Source organism: Streptomyces sp. A2-16 (genome assembly GCF_018128905.1).
Taxonomy (GTDB): domain Bacteria; phylum Actinomycetota; class Actinomycetes; order Streptomycetales; family Streptomycetaceae; genus Streptomyces.
Genome location: NZ_CP063808.1, coordinates 4018749 through 4039218 on the forward strand (window position 1 = coordinate 4018749; position 20470 = coordinate 4039218).

Sequence of the window (20470 nt, forward strand, 5' to 3'; positions counted from 1 at the left end):
CCCCGAGAGATACCGTTGTATCAGCCAACTAAGCATGCTCCGGGTGACCGCTGATCCCGGCGGAATGAAATGACGGCACTCCTCGGTGCCCCTGGCACTGGTCCGTATGCAGCAGCACGGGAAGCAGGAGACCGCGGGTGCCGGTGAGGCTTGACGGGCCATGACGTCCCACCCCCCGGGAGCCTCCATGTCCCTGCGCCGATCCCGCCTGAGAGCGGCGTCCGTCCTCGCGGCCTGTCTCGCCGCACTGTCCCCGGCGACCGCCGGTGCCGCGGCCGACCCCTCGGGCCACAAGGCGCTCCAGCGTCAGCTCGAGGACTTCGTGCACCGCCCCGACGGTCCGCCCGGAGCCATCGCCGTCCTGCGGACCGAGAAGGGCACCCGCGTCGTCCGCGCCGGGGTCGCCGACCTCCGCACGGGCCGCCCGCCCCACCCGGACGACCACATGCGCATCGCGAGCACGGCCAAGGCCTTCAGCGGGGCCGTGGCCCTCACCCTGGTCGACCACCGTGTCCTGCGTCTGGACGACACTCTGGGCCAACGGCTTCCCCAACTCCCGGACGCATGGGCGGCGGTGACGCTGCGTCAACTCCTCAATCACACCAGCGGTCTGCCGGACTACTCCCGCAGCCCCGGGTTCCTCGCCGCGCTGAGCGCCGACCCGCACCACCACTTCGACTCCCGGCGCCTGCTCGACTACGTCGCCGACCAGCCCCTGCTCTTCGAGCCGGGCTCGCAGTACCGCTACTCGAACTCAGACAACATCGCCGTGGCGCTGATGGCGGAGGCCGCGACCCGCACGCCGTACGAGGACCTGCTGCGCAAGCTCGTCTACGCACCGCTGCGGCTGCGCTCCACCAGCCTCCCGCAGGGCTACCGGATGCCGGAGCCCTACCTGCACGGCTACGACGTGAGTCCGCCGCCGCCGGAGGACGTCAGCGAGGTCATCGGCATGTCGGGGGTGTGGGCCTCGGGAGGCATCGTCTCCACACCGGCCGACATGACCCGCTTCATCCGCGGCTACGCGGGCGGCCGGCTGTACGGCAGGAACGTCGTCGAGCAGCAGCGGCAGTGGGTCGAGGGGGCGTCCGAGCCCGCCGGACCGGGCCGCAACTCCGCGGGGCTGGCCATCTTCCGCTACCAGACGCGCTGCGGTGTCGTCCTCGGTCACACCGGCAACACGCTCGGATATACCCAGTTGATCGCGGCCACCCCCGACGGCCGCCGTTCACTGACCTTCTCGGTGACCTCTCAGATCACCCAGTCCTCCGCCCCGGAACAGCTGCGGAGAATGCGCGCGCTTCAGGAGAACTTCGTCTGCGCATTGCTGCGCGACTGAAAACCGACAACGGTCCTCGGCGCCACGGTAATTCAGCTCAAAACGATTTCCCAGGTGTCGACGGCGTAATGGACCGACATTCCGTTGCGCGCGTACAACTCGGGCGCCCCGGTGGCGTTCTCGGTGTCCACGCCGAGGCCCACGGTGTCCCGCCCGCGGGCCGCGAACGCCGCGAAGGCCTGCCGCAGTAGCAGCCCCCCGAGGCCCCGCCCGCGGGCCTCGGGGACGACTCCGACGCTGCGGATCCACCCCATGGCCTCGCGGTCGTCGCGGGCGATCAGGAAGCCCACGTCCCCGAGGTCCTCCACCGAGACGAGCCACACCAGGGACCAGTCGAGCCGGTCGGCGTGGATGTCGTGCAGCCACGTGTCGTACGGGCGCGGCTGGAAGTCGAAGTGCTCGGCGAAGGAGCTCTGGTAGAGGGCGTGTGCCTGCTTCCGGTCCGCCTCCTCGGCGCAGGCCCGCACCCGCACACCAGCGGGTGGCTCGGGCGGCAGGTCCTCGCCGGTGCGCAGCGCCCGCTCCAGGACGTGATAGCGGCGTACGACCGACCAGCCCCGCGCCCGTATCAGCGCGAGGTCGGTCGTGGGTGCCGAGTTGAGGTGCAGATGGAGCACGGCCTTCGAGGCGCCGTTCGCCAGGGCCCTCTCCAGGGCCCTGGACTCCAGCGCCTCCAGCAGGAGTGCACCCGCCCGCTGGTGGTCGGGCAGTACGTAGTGGTCGGCGTCGATGCGCTCGCCCTTCGAGTCGTCCCACACCAGGGCGTACGCCACCAGGCGCGGGCCGTCGAAGGCCAGCCACGAGTCGCGGTCGAGGTCGATGTCGGGATGCCCCAGATCGGACTCCACCGTGTGCAGATCGGTCTCGGGCCGCCCGATCTCGATCCGGTCGATCTCGTTGAGCAGCTCGGTGACGGCCGACGCGTCGGTGGGCGCGGCAGCGCGCAGGGCATAGGACATGAGCCAAGCGTCCGGGGCGGGCGCGGCGGGCGCAAACGAGTTTTCCCGGGGCGGCCGGAGCGGGGAAAGAGCGGGGAGAAGGCGTTCTCCGGGCCGTGGCAGGCTGCGCTTGTTGATCATGAACGAGCGCTGGAACAGGGGCTCTCCCGACGTGACCGGTGCATCCGGCGTCGAACCGGGTCGAGCCGCCGAGCGCGGCCGGTGGTGAGTGCCGACAGCAGCTGATGAGTCCTTTGCGGGATCTTTGTGGAGAGTCGTCAAGTGTGGCCTCTGGTACGCCTGTTAACACTGTGACAACTGATAAGATCATTACGCTTTTCAGTAGGCTGATGGCGCGTCATACGCGCGTACGGGGACAGCCAAAACGGCCCCATCGTGAAGGAGTGACGGTTGGTCCGCCGGTAAGACCCGCGCCGCTCGGCGAGGGGGGGTGTCCGGGGGTCCCATGCACAGTCGGTCTCCCGACGCGCGGCGACTTGAAGAGAGTCTCATGACGTCATTGTTCGAAGATCCACTCCTTTCGATCCTGCTCCTGGTACTCATCGCTGCGGGTTTCGCAGTGATGGCGCGCACGGCGAACCAACATCCAGCTCCGCGCGAACAACAGACTGCACGGCGACATGGCGAGCGTGCGAGGGCAGCTCGCCGGGCTCCGGACGACGTACTCGTCGGTGAGCGCACGGCACACCGCGGATCCGGAAGAGGCGCGCAAGGACGCCGAGTCGGCGACCAAGGCGACCCCTCCTCATCGCCGGGGGCAGCGGCTCCTGCCTCGCCGTCTCGACCGCCCTGGACGTCGACATGGAGGCCATGTCGATCCGGATGCAGAAGACGGTGCGGGCGCTGACCAGGGCGATGAGCGCGACTCCGCGCCAGAACACCGGCGTGGACGCATGACCTGGCCAGGCGAGGACGCTCCGGTAACCAGCGACTTCGTCCGCTCCCACGTCATCACGGGCGGCCGTCGTCTCCCCTCCGACGACGACTTGGCCCTGCACCCGCTGGTGTGCCTGGCCCTCGACCGGACCCCGCCGCTCGGGGCAGGCTCCGAGGTGGCTGGCCATTCGGGAGCTGTGTTCGGGCGGCTACCTGTCGGTCGCCGAAGTCGCCGGTCATCTGGGACTGCCCGTCGGCGTGGCCCGACTGCTGCTGTCCGATTCATTCGAGCAGGGGCACCTCCTGCGCCGCGCTGAACCGGCCCCCGCCCAGCACGTTCCCCGAGCGATACTCGAGAAGGTTCTGCATGGACTCGAAACCCGCAACATCGGCCGGCCCCGGGGCGAACGGCTCCATCTACGTCTCCGCCGAGGTGACCACCGCCGCGAAGATCCTGGTGGTCGGACACTTCGCCGTGGGCAAGACGACCTTCATCGGGTCCCTGTCGGAGATCACTCCGCTGCGCACCGAGGAGAAGATGACGCAGGCGTCCATGCACGTCGACGACCTGCGCGGGGCTCCGGACAAGGCGACCACCACCGTGGCGCTGGACTTCGGCCGGCTGACCCTGAGCGACGAACTGGTGCTGTACCTGTTCGGCATCCCCGGACAGCAGCGCTTCATGCAGCTGTGGGAGGACATGGCCCGCGGAGCACTCGGCGCCCTGGTCCTGGTCGACCCCTCGCGCCTGGAGGAGACGTTCCCGGTCATCGACCTGATCGACGAGTACGGCCTCGAGTACGCGATCGCCGTCAACATCTTCTCGCAGACCAGCCACTTCGAGGAGGAGGAGATCCGCGAGGCGCTCGACCTGCTCCCGGACACTCCCGTCATCCACTGCGACGCCCGTGATCAGCGCTCCTCCGCCCGCGCCCTGATCGCCCTCGTACGTCACCTGCTCGACCGAGCCGCCTGAACCACCACCCCCCGCCCGGACCGAGCGGTCCGGGCCACCAAAGGGCACAGACATGGACGTTCATGACACGGCCGCCACCGGTGCGGCCAGATGCCCCAGGTACGACGGCTCCTTCGCCGCGGACCCGTAGAAGGTCTACGACCACCTGCGGGCCCACGGGTCGCCCTCCCCGTCCGGTTCGGCCCCACCCCGGCCACCCCGATGGCATCGGCGTACGGCACCTCCGCCGCGCCGCGTCCGACCGTCGTCCAGCAGCCCGCCCCCGCCTCACGGGTCCTCGCACCCGCGGCCCCGCAGCCGGCCGAGAAGGGCTTCTGGAGCAGCTTCCTCGAGATCTTCCGTGTGTGACGGCTTGGCGCGCCCCGGCAGGTGCCGGAGCCGGGATTGACGGGTTACCGCAAGTCCCGGCTCCGGCACCTGCGTTCGTTCGGGCGACAGCACGCCGCCCACATGCCCGAAAGGCCCTTCTTCGGGCAGAATCGACTCCCGTACAGCACAGCCCGCAGTGCGAGGAGCGGCGTATGGACTACTACGACCTCGGCGCCCATGGTCGACCCGTCACCACCGGCTCAGCCGAGGCCCAACTCTGGTTCGACCGCGGCCTGGTGTGGACGTACGCCTTCCATCACGAGGAGGCCGTGGCCTGCTTCGAGAAGGCGGCCGCCGCCGACCCCGACTGCGCGATGGCCCACTGGGGCATCGCCTACGCGCTGGGCCCCAACTACAACAAGCCCTGGGAGTTCTTCGACGACCGGGACCTGGCCCGGACCGTCGAGCGCACCCATGCGGCCGTCGAGTCGGCCCACGAGAAGGCGGCCGTCCGCGCCACCGTGGTGGAGCGGGCCCTGATCGGTGCCCTGCGCGCCCGCTACCCGCAGGCGAAGCCCGCCGAGGACTGCGCGGTGTGGAACGGCCCGTACGCCGACAGCATGCGCGCCGTCCACGAGCTCGCCCCGGACGACGCGGACGTGGCCGCCCTGTACGCGGACGCGCTGATGAACCTCACGCCCTGGCAACTGTGGGACCTGCGCACCGGCGAACCCGCCGCGGGCGCGCGCACCCGCGAGGCCCGGGCCGTTCTGGAGCGCGCGCTCGCCGGCGCCACCGGCCGCGACCACCCGGGCGTCCTGCACCTGTACGTCCACCTGATGGAGATGTCGCCCACGCCGGAGGCGGCCCTGGCCGTCGCGGACCGGCTGCGCGGCCTGGTGCCGGACGCCGGGCATCTCCTGCACATGCCCTCGCACCTGGAGGTGCTGTGCGGCGACTACCGGCGGGTGGTGAGCGACAACAGCGCCGCGATCGTCGCCGACGAGAAGGTCCGTGCCCGGGCCGGAGCGATGAACTTCTACACGCTCTACCGCTCGCACAACTACCACTTCAAGATCTACGGGGCGATGTTCCTGGGCCGGTCGCAGGTCGCCCTGGAGACCGCCGCGCAGCTGGAGGCGTCGATCCCCGAGGAGCTGCTGCGGGTCGAGAGCCCGCCGATGGCCGACTGGCTGGAGGGCTTCCTCGCGATGCGGGTCCACGTCCTGATCCGATTCGGTCGCTGGAGCGACATCCTGGACCTGCCGCTGCCCGCCGACCCGCGGCTGTACTGCGTGACGACCGCGATGCTCCACTACGCCCGCGGCGTCGCCCTGTCCGCCCTCGGCCGCGTCACCGAGGCGGAAGCCGAGCGGACCCTCTTCCACGCGGCGGTCGCCCGGGTCCCCGAGACCCGGATGCTCTTCAACAACACCTGCGCCGACGTCCTGGCGATCGCCTCCGCGATGCTGGACGGTGAACTCGCCTACCGCAAGGGCGAGTTCGACAGCGCGTTCGCGGCTCTGGAACGCTCGGTGGAGCTGGACGACAACCTCCCCTACGACGAGCCCTGGGGCTGGATGCAGCCCACCCGCCACGCCTACGGCGCCCTCCTGCTCGAACAGGGGCGTGTCGCCGAGGCCGAGGCCGTCTACCGCGCCGACCTCGGCCTCGACGACAGCCTTCCGCGGCCGCTCCAGCACCCCGGCAACGTGTGGGCGCTGCACGGCCTCCACGAGTGCCTGGTCCGCGGGAAGAAGGAAGGGGAGGCGCGGATCGTCGCACAGCAGCTTCGGATCGCCGCCGCGCTGGCCGACGTGCCGGTCGAGGCGTCCTGCTTCTGCCGCACCACGAACGGCTGCTGCGGATAGGCTCACGCAACAGGGCGGCGGAAGCGGGGAGTTGCATGCGGAACACGGGCGAACTCATCGCGGACACCTATGCGCTCGGCACAGGGACATGGACGATGGCGCCCGTCGCCCGCGGCGCCCTCGGACAGATCTGGAAGCTGTCCGGGAACGGCACCGCCTGGGCCGTGAAGGAGCTGCTCTTCGAGAAGGGCGAGCCGGACGTCGCGGCCGAGGCCGCCCTGCGCGACGCGGCGGAACCGCTCGGCATCTCCGCACCACGCCTCATGCCCGACCGCACCGGCGTCCGTGCGGTACGGCTCCCCGAGGGTTCCTGGGTGAAGGTGTACGACTGGGTCGACGGCGCCGGGGCCGACCCGTCGGACCCGGAGATCCTGAGCTGGTGCGGCCGTACGCTCGCCCTTCTGCACCAGGCGGGGCAGGGCACGAGAGAGACACCGGGCGCGTGGTACGAGCAGTGTCCCCGGGACCAGGACTGGGCCGGACTGCTGGACCGGGTCGGTCGTGCGGGCCTCCCCTGGGCGAAGGAACTGGAGCGGTTCATCGGCACGACCGCCGTGGAACTGGGACACCATGTGTCGCCGTCGGTTCCCGGCGACGTCGTCACCTCCCATCTCGACATGCGCCCGCAGAACGTCCTGGTCGGGCCCGGCGGGCCGGTTCTCCTCGACTGGGACAACGCCGGGCCCGTCTCTCCGGAGCGTGAACTCGCCCGGGCCCTCTACGTGTGGTCGGGCGGCGACCGCGTCGACGCCGGGGCCGCTCGGCGGCTGGTGCGCGCCTACCGGGACGCCGGGGGTTGCGCGGTGGTGAAGGGCGTGGACGCCTTCTCGATGCTGTTCGCGACGGACCTCAACTACGTGTACGTACAGGCCGCTTGCGCGGTCGATCCGACGGTGACCGCCGAGCAGCGCGCCTTCGGCGGCCGGGAGGCGGTGGCCAAGCTGCGGAGCCTGCCCGACCTGGGCGCCGTCTCCCGGCTGACTCAGGAGCTGGAGGCCGAGTGGTGACCTGCGCGCTTCGGTGACCTGGCACTAATGTCCTGGGCATGAGCGAAAACTCCGCGCGGTCCGTCACCGTCGAGCGCACCGGCACCGGCCATTTCGTCGCCACCAACGTCCGAGGCGGCACGATCAGTTTCGGCACCGGCTCCGACAGCGAGTTCACCCCGGTCGAACTGCTCCTCGCCGCCCTCGGCGGCTGCACGGCGGTCGACGTCGACCTCGCCACCAGCCGCCACGCCGAACCCGCCGCCTTCTCCGTCGAAGTGAGCGGCAACAAGATCAACGACGAGCTCGGCAACCGGCTGACCGACCTCGCGGTCACCTTCACCGTCACCTTCCCGGACGGCGAGGGCGCGGACCGGGCCCGCTCGATCCTGCCCCGGGCCGTGAAGACCTCCCACGACCGCCTCTGCACGGTCAGCCGCACGGTCGAGATCGGCACACCCGTCACCGCGACCGTCCAGGACGCCTGACCGCTGCGGAGCCCGTCCCCGTGTCCGACTCCCGCCTTCGCCGCGTCGCCGTTCTCGTCCTGGAAGGCGCGAAGCCCCTGGACGTCGGCATCCCCGCACAGGTGTTCACCACGCGCGCGAGCATGCCGTACGAGGTGCGGCTGTGCGGGGCGGCCCCCGGGCTGGTGAGCGGTGGTGACGGGCTGTCGTACCACGTCGCCCACGGCCTGGAGGCGCTCGCGTGGGCGGACCTCGTCTTCATCCCCGGTTACCGGTTCCCCGACCGCGAGGACCCGCCGAACGCGGTGGTCGAGGCGTTGGTCGCCGCCCACGGCCGGGGCGCGCGGCTGGCCGCGATCTCGACCGGCGCCTTCGCACTGGCCGCGACCGGTCTGCTCGACGGCCGACGCGCCACGACCCACTGGCACTACACGAGGGCGCTGACGGCGAAACATCCCCTCGTCCGGGTCGACGAGAACGTGCTGTTCGTCGACGAGGGCAGCGTGCTGACGTCGGCGGGCGCCGCCTCCGGGATCGACCTGTGTCTGCACATCCTGCGCGGTGACCTCGGGGTCGCCGCCTCCAACCACGCGGCCCGGCGCCTGGTCGCGGCCCCCTACCGCAGCGGCGGTCAGGCGCAGTACGTGCCGCGCAGTGTGCCCGAGCCGCTCGGTGAGCGTTTCGCCGCCACCCGGGAGTGGGCCCTGCACCGACTCGACGAACCCCTCACCCTCGACGTCCTGGCGCGGCAGGCCGCGGTCTCTCCGCGCACGTTCTCACGCCGGTTCGTCGAGGAGACCGGATACACGCCCATGCAGTGGGTCATGCGCGCCCGCATCGACCTGGCCCGTGAGCTGCTGGAGCGTTCGGAGCGCGGTGTCGAGCAGATCGCCACCGACGTCGGGCTCGGGACCGGCGCGAATCTGCGCACGCACTTCCAGCGGATCCTGGGGACCACGCCGAGCGAGTACCGGCGCACCTTCACCCGGGGCGAGTGACCCCTGCCGCCGCCTGGCGCGATCCTTTTGAACCATGGCGATCCCGCCACTGTCAGCTGTCGACGGCGCGCGCGAGCCTGGGGGCATAGGGAAGGGACACCATTCATGACTCGCATCGCCATCAACGGATTCGGCCGCATCGGACGCAATGTGCTGCGCGCGCTCCTCGAACGCGACAGCTCCCTGGAGATCGTCGCCGTCAACGACCTCACCGAGCCGGCCACCCTCGCCAGGCTGCTCGCCTTCGACAGCACGGCCGGCCGCCTCGGCCGTCCGGTGACCGTCGACGGGAACACCCTGGTCGTCGACGGCCGACGGATCACCGTGCTCGCCGAGCGCGAACCGGCACAGCTTCCCTGGGCCGAGCTCGGCGTCGACATCGTGCTGGAGGCCACCGGCCGGTTCACCTCGGCCAAGGCGGCCCGCGCCCACCTCGACGCGGGCGCGCGGAAGGTCCTCGTCAGCGCGCCCTCGGACGGCGCCGACGTCACCCTGGCGTACGGGGTCAACACCGACGCGTACGACCCGGACCTGCACACGATCGTCTCCAACGCCTCCTGCACGACCAACGCGCTCGCCCCGCTGGCGTCGGTTCTCGACGAGCTCGCCGGCATCGAGCACGGCTTCATGACCACCGTGCACGCCTACACCCAGGAGCAGAACCTCCAGGACGGTCCGCACCGCGACGCCCGTCGCGCCCGCGCCGCCGGCGTCAACATCGTGCCCACGACGACCGGCGCCGCCAAGGCGATCGGCCTCGTGCTGCCGAACCTGGACGGCAAGCTGTCCGGCGACTCGATCCGCGTCCCGGTGCCGGTCGGCTCGATCGTCGAGCTGAACACGACCGTCGCCCGTGACGTGACCCGAGAGGACGTCCTCGCGGCGTACCGCTCCGCGGCCGAGGGGCCCCTCGCGGGTGTTCTCGAGTACTCGGAGGACCCGCTGGTCTCCTCGGACATCACGGGCAACCCCGCCTCGTCGATCTTCGACTCGGCGCTGACCCGCGTCGAGGGCCGCCACGTGAAGGTCGTCGCCTGGTACGACAACGAGTGGGGCTTCTCGAACCGGGTGATCGACACGCTGGAACTCCTGGCCAACGGCTGACCGGTTCGCGGACCCGCGCGGGTCAGAGGAACGGTGTACCGGCGTCCAGCCCGGACAGCACCCTGCCGTACAGCTCCAGATTGGCGGTCGGGTTGACGAAGGAGTGCAGGGTCAGGGCGTTGAGGTCCCGCACGGCACGCTGGACCGGCGCGTCCAGACGCAGCGAGGACGCGCCGGAGGCGGAACCGATCAGGTCCACGGCCTCCTTGCACAGTCGTGCCGCATAGCCGGACTGGGCCCGGATCCGCGCCCGTTCCCGCGGCGTGTACGCGTTGCCGTCGGCGACCCGGGCGTCGATCAGCGAGACGAACTCGTCCGTGAGCAGCTCCGCACAGGAGATCTTCATGGCGGCCTCGGCGAACTGCAGATGGGTCACCGGGGCTTCGTGCTGACGCTCGTAGATCGTGTAGGTGATGCCCCGCTGGTGGACGCGATCGCCGAACTCCGCCAGCGCCGTCCGGGCGGGGCCGAGGGCACCGGCCGCCGTCCAGACGCAGAACAGCAGGAGCACGGGCATGCCGTAGAAGGGGTCGGCGCTGTTGCGCCGGGACGGGAAGGAGCCGCCCAGCAGCGGCCCCAGGGGCAGCACTCGGTGGGCCGGCACGTGGACGCCACGGGCGACGACACTGTTGCTGCCGCTCCCGGCGAGACCCGAGACCTGCCAGTCGTCGAGCACGTCGAGGTCGCTCATGGGGACGGCCGTCCACAGCAGCTCCGGTGGGCGGTCGTCCCCGGAGTGGGACACGGCGGTCAGCAGATGCCAGTCGGAGTCCTGGCAGCCGGTGGCGAACGGAGAGGTTCCGTCGACCACGTAACCGCCGTCCACCGCACGGGCCTTCGCCTTCGGGACGAGGGTGCCGCTGACCCGCACGTCGGGGCGGGCGAAGATCTCGTCCTGTGCCTCGTCCGGGAAGAGCGCGGCGATGAACGCGCAGCCGGCCTGGATCAGCGCCGTGAACCCGGCCGACCCGCACGCGGCGGAGACCTCGCTGAGCACGTCGACCTGAGTCCGTGCCGAGGACTGGTGACCGCCGTACCTGCGGGGGATGTTCATGCGGTGGACCCCGGCGTCCGTCAGGGCCTCGACGACTTCGCGTGTCACCCGGCGTTCCTGCTCCGTGCGCAGGGCGTGGGACCGGATGAGCGGCTGCAGTTTCCTTACGCGTTCGACGAGTTCGGTGTCCGTGTTCGGTGCGGATGAACCGGCCAAGGCGAGACCTCCGGGCCCGATGCGCGGGAGAACCCTCACCGTGACGCCGAACCTGTCGGGTGTCAACGTCGACGGCGAAAGGAGAGATACATCGGATGGATCGTAGAGAATAGTCTAGGCCAGCTGACGTGGGTGTCTAGCTGTCCGGACTCGTGAATGGCGTGAAGTACATGTGATTCGCGAGGTGTTGAAGTCATTGACAGGTACACAAGGGCCTCCTAGGTTCCCCGATACACCCGATGTATCAAGGATCCGTCAGGTAGGGAGGACGATGATGACCTCGCAGCCGGAGAGATCCGCGCAGCCGCCCCGCAGAGCCGTACTCGGCACCGCGCTGGGCGGAGCCGCGGCGGCCGCGTTACCCGGAACGGCCCACGCCGAAGAACCGGTGTCCTCGCAGGGCGTCGCCCCACGCCCCTGGAAACTCCGCGACACCATGACCGGCGACGACGCCTGGGCGCGGTTCCTGCGCGGACAGGACCTGCTGTGGACCAGACTGCCCACGCTCTGGTACGAGGGTCCGTTCCTGGGCGACGGCCTGCTCGGCAGCATGATCTACCAGGAGCCAGGCGCCAACCGGATCCGCTTCACCGTCCAGCACGGCCGGGTCCAGGACCACCGCCCCGAGTTCGGCAGCGGCTGGGGAACCTGCCGGCTCCCCGTCGGCCACCTCACCCTCGAACCGGCCGGCACCATCACCGCCGTCGACTGGCGGCTGAGCCTGTGGAACGCCGAACTCACCGGCACCGTCACCACGACGGCCGGCACCCTCACCCTCGCCGCCCTCATCCACGACGAGACTCTGGCCGTCCGCGTCACGGCCGGCGGCGGCGAACGGGTCACCTGGACCTTCCACCCCGAGGAGGCGATCAGCCCCCGCAGGATCAGCGAGGCCCCGCCCGCCGACTACACCGCCAACCCGCCCTGGACCAGCCGGACCGCCACCGACGGCACCGAACAGGTCCTCCAACCTCTCACCGCCGGCGGCCAGACCGCCACCGCCCACCGCCGCACCGACGGCGACCTGCTCCTCAGCGTCGGCCACAGCCACCCTTCCGACAGCGCCGCCGAGGCCGACTCGCTGCGCAACCTCCGCCGCGCGAAGTCGTACAGCGCGCTCAGGCAGAAGCACATCCGCTGGTGGCACGACTTCTACCGCAAGAGCTTCGTGTCGTTCCCCGACCAGCGGCTCCAGAGCTTCCACTGGATCCAGCTCTACAAGGTCGCCTCCGCCAGCCGCGCCGGCGGCCCCGTCATGGCCACCTCCGGACCCTGGCTGGAGCCCACACCGTGGCCCGCGGTCTGGTGGAACCTCAACGTCCAGCTGGAGTACTGGCTCATCCACGGCTTCAACCACCCCGAGCTGGACTCCCTCGCCACCACCTTGCGCCAGAACCAGGAACAGCTCATCGCCAATGTGCCGGCCGCCTACCGCGCCGACAGCTCGGGCGTCGGCCGCAGCTCCGACATGTTCGCCAACCGCGGCGTCGGCCGGCCGGGCACCGGAGCCGAGACCGGCGACCTCACCTGGGCCCTGCACAACGTGTGGCTGTCCTACCGCCACTCCATGGACAAGTCGCTGCTGCGCGACACCATCTACCCGGTGCTGCGCCGGGCCGTCAACTACTACCTGCACTTCCTCACCCCGGGCAGCGACGGCAAGCTCCATCTGCCCAGCACCCTCTCGCCCGAATACCCCGTCGTACCGCCGCAGGACACCAACTACGACCTGGCCCTGATCCGCTGGGCCTGCCAGACCCTTCTCGACTCCGCCGAACTCCTCGGCGTCGACGACGAGTTGATCCCGCGCTGGCAGGAGGTGCTGGCCAGGCTCACGCCGTACCCGGTCGACGCCGACGGCTTCATGATCGGTGCGGACACCCCCTACGCCCAGTCCCACCGCCACTACTCGCACCTGCTGATGGTGTACCCCCTGTACCTCGTCAACTGGGACCAGCCCGAGAACCGCGATCTCATCACCAAGTCGCTCGTCCACTGGCACGCGCTGACCGGCGCCCACCGCGGCTACAGCTACACCGGCGCGGCCTCCATGTACGCCATGAGCGGCGACGGCGACACCGCGATCACCTATCTCCGCAAGTTCTTCGACCCCACCACCCGGTATCCCTGCCGCCCCAACACCCACTACACCGAGGCCGGCCCGGTCATCGAGACCCCGCTGTCCGCCTCGCAGTCCCTGCACGACATGTTCTGCCAGAGCTGGGGCGGGGTGATCCGCGTCTTCCCGGCCGTCCCGACCGCCTGGGCCGACCTCACCCTGCACAACTTCCGTACGCAGGGCGCCTTCCTGGTCAGCGCCGTCCGCACGGCGGGCACCACCCGGTTCATCCGGGTCAGGAGCCTGGCGGGCGAGCCCCTCAGGCTCCGGCACGGACTCACCGGACGCCTCACCGCGGTACTGGACGACGGCACCCCCGCCCGCACCCGCGACCTCGGCGACGGCACCCTCGCCATCGACCTGCCCCGCGGCCGCGAGGTGCTCGTCCACACCGGCTCCCGACCCGACCTGAGCATCGCGCCCGTCGCCGTCAGCGAACCGGGGCCGGCCTGGGGACTGCCGTAAAGGCCACACAACTCGGAGGATCTCGATGGCAGTTCCGATCAGAACCGCGGTCACCGCACTGTGCGCCTCCCTGGCGGCCGCACTGCTCACCACGGCACCCGCTCGAGCCGAACAGTACGAAGCCGACCACCTGCACGACCAGTCCTGGTCCCTGGCCGCAGGACCGCGGGCGCCGCGCGCACAGGTCTCCCTCGACGCGGCCACGGGCGCGCTGAGTCTCGCCGTGTCCCGGGACGGCCGTACGGTCGTCGAACCGTCGCCCGTCGGCATCGTCACCGAACAGGCCGACCTGTCCAAGGACCTGCGCTTCCTGAACCGCAAGAACCGTACGGTGGAGGAGCGTTACCGCACGAAGTCCGGGAAGCGGCTGGACCGCCGGGTCCGCATGAACGAGGCCCGGCTGTCCTTCGCCACCCCCGCGGGCGCCCGACTCGACCTCGTCGTCCGCGCCTCCGCGGACGGTGTCGCCTACCGCTACGTCCTGCCCGAGGGAACCGGTGACGTCCTCGGCGAGACGTCCGCCTTCAACCTCCCGGCGGACGCGAAGGCGTGGCTCGGCACCTACCGGGTGGACAACGAGGGCCAGTTCACCCAGTACACGGCGGCGACCGCGCCCACGGCGGAGTACTCCGACCAGGCCCTGTTCTCGACCGACGGCGGCTACACCCTGCTCGCCGAGTCCGACCTCACCGGCGCCTACTCCGGCGCCCGCCTCGCCCACACCCAGGGCACCGGCACCTACCGGATCAAGCTCGCCGACGAGCGGGTGAAGGCCGACGGCCCCCTCGCCACCCCCTGGCGGGCCATGGTCACCGGCGACCTCGCCACCGTCACCCGCTCCACGTTCACCGACGACCTCGCCCCCGCCTCCAAGGTCCGCGACACCTCCTGGATCCGCCCGGGCACGGTCCTGTGGACGTGGCTCGCAGGCGGCAGGGAGGCGGGACAGAGCCTCGCCGCGCAGAAGGCGTACGTCGACTACGCGGCCGAACGCCACTGGCCCTACGAGGCCGTCGACGCCGGCTGGTACTACCGGCCGGGGGAGTGGGACATCACCGATCCGGACTGGCAGACCAACAGCTGGATGCCGGAACTCGTCCGCTACGCCCGCGCCAAGGGTGTCGGCATCATCGTCTGGATCCACCAGCGCGACCTCGACACCCCCGAGGAACGCGCCCAGTGGCTGCCGACCCTGGAGAAGTGGGGCGTGAAGGGCGTCAAGATCGACTTCATGAACTCCGAGGCGCAGCCCATGCTGCAGTGGTACGACACGATCCTCGCGCAGACGGCCGCCCACCACCTCATGGTCGACTTCCACGGCTCCACGATTCCCAAGGGCATCCAGCGCACCTGGCCGCAGGTCATGACCCTGGAGGGCGTCGCGGGGGAGGAGAAGCGGACCAACACCGCCGCCCACCTCACCACCCTGCCCTTCACCCGCAACGTCATCGGCTCCATGGACTTCACCCCCGGCGCCTTCCAGCGCGTGGGCCTGCGGCCCAACTCCGACGCGGCCGAGGTCGGCCTCACCGTCGCCTACGAGTCGGGACTGCAGATGTTCGCGGGCACCCCCGAGTCGTACGAGGCCCGGCCGCTCGCCCGGGCCTACTTCGACCAGGTCCCCGCCGCCTGGGACGACACCCGCCTGCTCGCCGGCGAACCCGGTCAGGAGGCCGTGCTGGCCCGCCGCAGCGGGCAGCGCTGGTTCCTCGGTGGCGTCTACGCGGGTGCCGCCCGTACGGCCGCGGTGCCGCTGTCCCTCGGTCCGGGCCGGTGGCTGGTGGAGACGATCCGGGACGGGGCGGACGGTCTCGTCCAGGACCGGCGGGTGCTGCGGGGCGGCGACACGCTCACCGTGGACGTCGTGGCGAACGGCGGCTTCGCCGGGCTCGCCTGCCCCTGGCGACCGGGCATCACCACCTGCCATCGCTGAGCGCACTGCCGTTCCGGGGCCGGGTTCGATCAGCGGGGACGCCGCTGATCGAACCCGGCCCCGCGTGCGCCAGGCCCCGATACGCTGGTGCCGGAGGTGCCCAAGTGGCCGAAAAGGCAAGCGAGTTGCTGGATCATCCTGCCGAGTCCACGACCGTCGTGGTGATCGGTGCGGGGCCGGCCGGGATGACCGTCGCCACGCTGCTGCGGCACTGCGGCATCGACTGCGTCGTGCTGGAACGCCGCTCCCGCGACCACGTGGCGCAGCGCCAGCGGGCCGGCATCGTGGAGACGCGCGCGGTCCGCATGTTCGACTCCTGGGGGCTCGCGGACCGGGTCCTCGGCGGGATCCCCTACGACGGCATCCTCGAGTTCCGGGTCGACGGGCGCAACCGGCTGCTGTCCGACAGCGACGGCTCCGACGGTCCCGCGGCCCGTCTGTGCCCCCAACAGGTCCTCGTGCAGAAACTCACCGCCACCTATCTCGAGGACGGCGGCGACCTGCGCTTCGAGGCCGCCGACGTCTCCCTGCACGACCTGACCGGCGACCGCCCGACCGTCGGTTACCGCACCGCCGACGGCACGCTCCGCACGATCACCTGCGACTTCGTCGCCGGCTGCGACGGCGACCACGGCGTCAGCCGTACGGCGATCCCCGACGGCGCGCTGACCGCGTACGCCTTCGACCACGGGATCGGCTGGCTCACCGTCCTGGCCGACGCCCCGCCCCCGGCCCACCCCCTGCTGGCCGTGAGCCGGGAGGGCTTCGCCGCCCACTTCCCGCGCGGCCCGCACGCGAGCCGCTACTACCTCCAGTGCCCGCCCGACGACGACCCGGCCGCCTGGCCCGAGGCCCGCGTCTGGAACGCGCTGCGCACCCGGCTCGGCGACCCCGCTCTCGTCGCCGGCCCGATCACCGACCGCGAGGTGTTCCGGCTCCGCAGCCTCGTCCACGAACCGATGAGCCACGGCCGTCTCTTCCTGGTCGGCGACGCGGCGCACATCGTGTCCCCGATGGGCGGCAAGGGCATGAACCTCGCCCTGTACGACGCCGATGTCTTCGTCCGGGCCGTGCGTGACTTCCTCCGAGGCGACGACTCCGCCCTCGACGCCTACTCGGCGCGCTGTCTTCGCCGCGTCTGGAACGACCAGGAGTTCTCCCACTGGCTCACCCGCACCCTGCACGACGCGGGCGACGCCGAGCCCTTCCTGCGCAACCTGGCCCGTGCCCGCCTCGACCGCCTCTTCACCTCCCCGGCCGCGGCCGGAGCCTTCGCGGAACTCATGACAGGGCTGGACCCGGCCGGGGACGCGGTGGCGCAGAAAATGCCCGGCAACCTTTTGGGAACCGGCGGCGACTGACAAGTCGGAAGCGCCCTCCGCCGGAGGCTCGCACGGATCACCCAAGGACGCGCACAGTGGCATCTCGTTCGCATCGTTCCCCCTCGTCGGGCAGGGGGCGCACCGCCCTCGTCTCGGCGGCCGTCGTCGCCGTCGTCGTGCTCGTGACGGCATTGGTCCTCGCGTTCGGTCCCGACCGCGGGACCGACGCGGGCCCGGCCGCGGCCACAGCCGTCGCCGGCGCCCCCGCCACGCCCACCCCGACGGCCGAGGAGCCGAAGCCCGCCACGGCCTCCCCCTCGGTCTCGGCCCGCACCAGCAGCCCCAAGGCCGATGCGAGCAGCGCCTCGCCCCGGCCGTCGAAGACGCCGGCCAAGCGCCCGGCGCGGAAGGCGACCGCGTCGGCCCCGGCGGCCGGACGGATCAAGCCCGGGGTCACCTACCAGGGCGTGGCCACCTTCTACGACGTGGGCAACGGCGACGGCGCCTGTCTGTACGGCCCCACCGACGACGTCATGACCGCGGCGATGAACCACACCGACTACGAGACGTCCAGGGCGTGCGGGGCGTACATCCTCGTCCGTGCCGCGAGCGGCGCCTCCGTCACGGTCCGCATCACCAACGAGTGCCCGCTGCCCTGCGCACCCGGCCAGCTCGACCTCAGCCCGCAGGCGTTCGCGAAGCTCGCCGCCCCCGTGCAGGGCCGGATCCCGATCACCTGGAGCCTGCAGAGCCCCAGCACCTCCGAAACGGTCTCGATCCGGTACAAGACCGGATCGAGCCGCTACTGGTGCGGCATCCAGGCGATCGGCCACCGCAACCCGCTGGCCCGGCTGGAAGTCGAAACGGCCGCGGGGTGGCGCGAGTTGCCCCGCACCGAATACAACTACTTCCTCTCCGAGCAGGGCAGCGGCTGCGGTGGCCCGATCAGGATCACCGACATCTACGGCGAGCGACTGGAGATCGACGGCATCGGCGTGCAACCGAACGTCGTGCAGCCCACCCGGGTCCAGTTCGCCCGGCACTGACCGTCAGTTCAGCAATGCGCAGACCTCCACGAAGTCGTCGTAGGACTCGCCGTACTGGTGGGCGGCGAGAAGGAACATCGAGCGGTCCGTCAAAGCCCGGGCCAGGACCGGCCTTTCGGTGAAACGGCGGGCGAGGGAGACGTGCCCGGCGCCCCACTCGACCAGGTCCCAGAACGACAGTTCCTCCGCCTCCGGTTCCAGCACCTCGACCAGAACACGGCGGGCATCCCGGGTGCCGCCGAGGAGGGGGACGGGTGGGGCGCCCAGGTGCGGCTCATCGACATCGACGGCGACGGCCGGGCCGAGCTGGTGGCCGCCGCGCCCGGCGAGAACGCCGGTGACGGCGCCGTGTGGCTGGTGCCCGCGAGCGGCGACGGCCTGCTCGCCGACGGGTCGCGTTCCTACGGCGCCGCCGCCCTCGGCGGGAGCGGCCACGGCGCCCACTTCGGCGCGGTGATCGACGAGTGAGCGCGGCGCGTTCGGCGCGTTCGCAGCGGGGACGACGCTGTTATTCGGTGCTGCGCAGGGCGGCCCAGGTGTCGTGTCCCACGACGCCGTCGGCGCTCAGTCCCCGCTCGCTCTGGAAGGAGCGGACCGCGCTCTCGGTGCCGGACCCGAACTCCCCGTCCACGCCGGTGCTCCCCACGCTGTATCCGCGCTCCGTCAGGATGCACTGCACCTGCTGCACGCGTTTGCCGCTGTCGCCGAGGCGGGTGCGCCCGTTTCCGGCGTAGTACGTGCACGCGGAGAGCCAGGGAGCGGTGCCGGTCCCGGCGGACGGGCTGTCGGCGGAAGCGGTGGGGGACGGCTCGGTGGACGTGGTGTCACCGGGAGCCGGGGCGTCCTCGTCCCGGTCGCCCGCCGAGCCCGAGCCCGACCCTGAGCCCGAGGCCCCGGGCTCGGTGGAGATGGTCCCCGCCTCCGTGTCCGGCTCCACCGCCAGGGCGCCGTCGACGTCCGGGTGGGTCCGCCCGGTCGTGCTCGGGGACACCGGACCGGTGGGGGCGTCATGGGAGCCGGTGCCCTCGGCCGTGCCGCCACCGGCCTTCGGCGAGGCGGTGGCAGGGGCATCGGGACGGATGAGCAGCAACGCCACCGCGGCCACGACGCAGATCGCGAGGCCCGCGACGGCGACGAGTAACGTCTTCCGCCGCCGCCGCGACCGCCCTTCCGGCGATCCCGGCGCAGGCACGGCCGCGGAACCTTCGGTCTTCTCCGATGACGGCGAATCCGGTGCCTGCGAGTCCCGCGCCTGGGCGTCGGGTGACAACGAGCCCGCCGGCGCGGCACCGGGGACCGGCGAGTGCGGCGCCGGAGCACCCGGTGCCCGCGCATGCGTCGGGCGCGCGTCGGGTGCCTGCTCATGAGGCGGCCGCGCATCGGCCGGTGCGGCCTGCAGCCCCCGGGAGGACACCGGCATCGGCAGGTCGCCGACGGACCGGAGGCGGCTCATGCTCGCCACCGGCAGAAGGTGCAGGGCCTCGTACGCTCGCTGCCGGGCGAGCACCTCGACGCCCAGCGGCTCCGGCCAGGTGTCCGCCACGGGTCGTACCCGGGCGGCGTCGATCAGCTCCTGCGGGGTGGGCCGCCGCGACGGCTCCTTGGCCAGGCAGGCGGTCAGGAGCGCACCGAGTTCCGCGTCCGCTGCCGAGATCTCCCCGACGACCTGGGGGTTCGGTTCCTCGTACGCCACCCGGTGCATCACGTCGACCCCGGTGCCGTCACCGAACGGCGCACGCCCCGTCGCCGCGTAGACCAGTGTCCCGGCCAGCGAGAAGACATCGGACGCCGTGTCGGACACGCCCTCCCTCAAGTGCTCGGGCGACATGTAGGCGGGGGTGCCGACCCGGTTGCCGGTGCCGGTGATCGCACTCGCGTCGGCGGCCTTCGAAATGCCGAAGTCGATCACATGCGCGCCGCGGACGGACAGCAACACGTTGGACGGCTTCAGGTCCCGGTGGACGATCTCCTCGACGGCGAGACTCGAGAGCGCCTGTCCCAGTTCGGCCGCCAGCCGCCGGACCGCGGCTGTGTCCAGGGCGCCGTACTCCTTGACGGCCTCCGCCAGATCGAAGCCGGGGAGGTACTCCGTGGCCATCCACAGCAGCTCGTCCTCGAAGCCCGTGCCGCACAGCCGCGGCGCGTGCGGGGTCCGGAGACGGGCGTGCACGGACGCCTCGCGCTCGAACCGGCGCCGGAACCGGGGATCCTCCGCGTACTCCGGCCTGATCACCTTCACCGCGACCAGACCCGGGCTGTCGTCCATGGGACGTGCCAGGTAGACCCGTCCCATGCCGCCGCTGCCGAGCAGCGCCACCGGTGCGTAGGGGCCGACCCGCAGGGGGTCGCCGAGCCGCAGTGGTAAGGCACCGGTCTGCCGCAGCGCGGCAGCCGCGTCGTCCGCCGACGCCGGCCGCTGTCCCGACAAGGAATCCCCCGAAGTCACTTTCGATGCACGCCAGTTCACCCCCAGTGAGAGAAGAGCGTAAC

The 20470-nt window shown here is 71.3% G+C and carries 16 protein-coding genes and 3 pseudogenes; 15 read left to right on the forward strand and 4 right to left on the reverse strand.

Annotation, left to right across the window (positions count from 1 at the left end):
- The first annotated feature begins 187 nt into the window (after window positions 1-187).
- Window positions 188-1339 (forward strand): serine hydrolase domain-containing protein, encoded by a 1152-nt coding sequence (locus IOD14_RS18080; protein ID WP_249125941.1) that lies wholly within the window; start codon window positions 188-190, stop codon window positions 1337-1339.
- Between the two features lie 32 nt (window positions 1340-1371).
- On the opposite strand, the gene IOD14_RS18085 is transcribed toward IOD14_RS18080, so the two are convergent.
- Window positions 1372-2298: a GNAT family N-acetyltransferase gene (locus tag IOD14_RS18085; protein ID WP_123993441.1), complete on the reverse strand. Its 927-nt coding sequence runs from the start codon at window positions 2296-2298 to the stop codon at window positions 1372-1374.
- Window positions 2299-3042: 744 nt separating this feature from the next.
- Between IOD14_RS18085 and IOD14_RS18090 the strand changes: the two are divergent.
- The 9 genes and pseudogenes from IOD14_RS18090 to gap form a co-directional block, all read left to right on the forward strand.
- Window positions 3043-3195 (forward strand): annotated as a pseudogene (locus IOD14_RS18090) (roadblock/LC7 domain-containing protein); the annotation flags it as partial.
- Window positions 3192-3558: pseudogene (locus tag IOD14_RS18095) on the forward strand (DUF742 domain-containing protein); the annotation flags it as partial. The pseudogenes IOD14_RS18090 and IOD14_RS18095, both read left to right, overlap by 4 nt.
- The gene (locus IOD14_RS18100) at window positions 3542-4150 is read left to right on the forward strand and encodes an ATP/GTP-binding protein (protein ID WP_212670775.1); all 609 of its coding nucleotides are present in this window, start codon (window positions 3542-3544) and stop codon (window positions 4148-4150) included. The pseudogene IOD14_RS18095 and the gene IOD14_RS18100, both read left to right, overlap by 17 nt.
- A 201-nt stretch (window positions 4151-4351) precedes the next feature.
- On the forward strand, window positions 4352-4498 hold the full coding sequence (locus IOD14_RS18105; protein ID WP_249125942.1) for a hypothetical protein: 147 nt from the start codon (window positions 4352-4354) through the stop codon (window positions 4496-4498).
- 173 nt (window positions 4499-4671) lie between these two features.
- On the forward strand, window positions 4672-6330 hold the full coding sequence (locus IOD14_RS18110; protein WP_212670776.1) for a hypothetical protein: 1659 nt from the start codon (window positions 4672-4674) through the stop codon (window positions 6328-6330).
- Between the two features lie 35 nt (window positions 6331-6365).
- Window positions 6366-7337, forward strand: a complete 972-nt coding sequence (locus IOD14_RS18115) for a phosphotransferase (protein WP_212670777.1) — start codon at window positions 6366-6368, stop codon at window positions 7335-7337.
- A gap of 38 nt (window positions 7338-7375) precedes the next feature.
- Window positions 7376-7804 (forward strand): OsmC family protein, encoded by a 429-nt coding sequence (locus IOD14_RS18120; protein WP_123993437.1) that lies wholly within the window; start codon window positions 7376-7378, stop codon window positions 7802-7804.
- Window positions 7805-7824: 20 nt separating this feature from the next.
- A complete protein-coding gene (locus IOD14_RS18125) occupies window positions 7825-8781 on the forward strand; it encodes a helix-turn-helix domain-containing protein (RefSeq protein ID WP_123993436.1) in 957 nt (318 codons plus the stop codon).
- Window positions 8782-8886: 105 nt separating this feature from the next.
- On the forward strand, window positions 8887-9885 hold the full coding sequence (gene gap, locus IOD14_RS18130) for a type I glyceraldehyde-3-phosphate dehydrogenase (RefSeq protein WP_123993435.1): 999 nt from the start codon (window positions 8887-8889) through the stop codon (window positions 9883-9885).
- A 22-nt stretch (window positions 9886-9907) separates the two neighbouring features.
- Here the strand turns inward: gap and IOD14_RS18135 are convergent, their stop codons facing one another.
- Window positions 9908-11134 carry an acyl-CoA dehydrogenase family protein gene (locus IOD14_RS18135; RefSeq protein ID WP_348540891.1) on the reverse strand — a complete coding sequence of 409 codons (1227 nt, stop codon included), beginning with the start codon at window positions 11132-11134 and terminating at the stop codon, window positions 9908-9910.
- Between the two features lie 235 nt (window positions 11135-11369).
- Between IOD14_RS18135 and IOD14_RS18140 the strand changes: the two genes are divergently transcribed.
- From IOD14_RS18140 to IOD14_RS18155, 4 genes are all read left to right on the forward strand, one after another.
- Window positions 11370-13679, forward strand: coding sequence for a Tat pathway signal sequence domain protein (locus tag IOD14_RS18140; RefSeq protein ID WP_212673301.1), 2310 nt, complete (start codon window positions 11370-11372; stop codon window positions 13677-13679).
- Window positions 13680-13704: 25 nt separating this feature from the next.
- Entirely contained in the window at window positions 13705-15612 is a 1908-nt protein-coding gene (locus IOD14_RS18145) for a glycoside hydrolase family 97 protein (RefSeq protein WP_212670779.1), read from the forward strand.
- A gap of 104 nt (window positions 15613-15716) precedes the next feature.
- On the forward strand, window positions 15717-16973 hold the full coding sequence (locus IOD14_RS18150) for a 4-hydroxybenzoate 3-monooxygenase (RefSeq protein WP_282959518.1): 1257 nt from the start codon (window positions 15717-15719) through the stop codon (window positions 16971-16973).
- Between the two features lie 56 nt (window positions 16974-17029).
- Entirely contained in the window at window positions 17030-17980 is a 951-nt protein-coding gene (locus IOD14_RS18155) for an expansin EXLX1 family cellulose-binding protein (protein WP_212670780.1), read from the forward strand.
- Between the two features lie 3 nt (window positions 17981-17983).
- On the opposite strand, the gene IOD14_RS18160 is transcribed toward IOD14_RS18155, so the two are convergent.
- A complete protein-coding gene (locus IOD14_RS18160; RefSeq protein WP_174269339.1) occupies window positions 17984-18184 on the reverse strand; it encodes a hypothetical protein in 201 nt (66 codons plus the stop codon).
- Window positions 18185-18187: 3 nt separating this feature from the next.
- On the opposite strand from IOD14_RS18160, the pseudogene IOD14_RS18165 reads away from it, so the two are divergent.
- Window positions 18188-18448: pseudogene (locus tag IOD14_RS18165) on the forward strand (FG-GAP repeat protein); the annotation flags it as partial.
- 40 nt (window positions 18449-18488) lie between these two features.
- Here the strand turns inward: IOD14_RS18165 and IOD14_RS18170 are convergent.
- On the reverse strand, window positions 18489-20408 hold the full coding sequence (locus tag IOD14_RS18170) for a serine/threonine-protein kinase (RefSeq protein WP_212670781.1): 1920 nt from the start codon (window positions 20406-20408) through the stop codon (window positions 18489-18491).
- Window positions 20409-20470 lie beyond the last annotated feature (62 nt).

Bases quoted from the DNA above. Each gene is read 5' to 3' on its own strand.
- IOD14_RS18080 (WP_249125941.1), top strand. From the start codon at position 188: ATGTCCCTGCGCCGATCCCGCCTGAGAGCGGCGTCCGTCCTCGCGGCC.
- IOD14_RS18085 (WP_123993441.1), bottom strand. From the start codon at position 2,298: ATGTCCTATGCCCTGCGCGCTGCCGCGCCCACCGACGCGTCGGCCGTC.
- IOD14_RS18100 (WP_212670775.1), top strand. From the start codon at position 3,542: ATGGACTCGAAACCCGCAACATCGGCCGGCCCCGGGGCGAACGGCTCC.
- IOD14_RS18105 (WP_249125942.1), top strand. From the start codon at position 4,352: ATGGCATCGGCGTACGGCACCTCCGCCGCGCCGCGTCCGACCGTCGTC.
- IOD14_RS18110 (WP_212670776.1), top strand. From the start codon at position 4,672: ATGGACTACTACGACCTCGGCGCCCATGGTCGACCCGTCACCACCGGC.
- IOD14_RS18115 (WP_212670777.1), top strand. From the start codon at position 6,366: ATGCGGAACACGGGCGAACTCATCGCGGACACCTATGCGCTCGGCACA.
- IOD14_RS18120 (WP_123993437.1), top strand. From the start codon at position 7,376: ATGAGCGAAAACTCCGCGCGGTCCGTCACCGTCGAGCGCACCGGCACC.
- gap (WP_123993435.1), top strand. From the start codon at position 8,887: ATGACTCGCATCGCCATCAACGGATTCGGCCGCATCGGACGCAATGTG.
- IOD14_RS18140 (WP_212673301.1), top strand. From the start codon at position 11,370: ATGACCTCGCAGCCGGAGAGATCCGCGCAGCCGCCCCGCAGAGCCGTA.
- IOD14_RS18145 (WP_212670779.1), top strand. From the start codon at position 13,705: ATGGCAGTTCCGATCAGAACCGCGGTCACCGCACTGTGCGCCTCCCTG.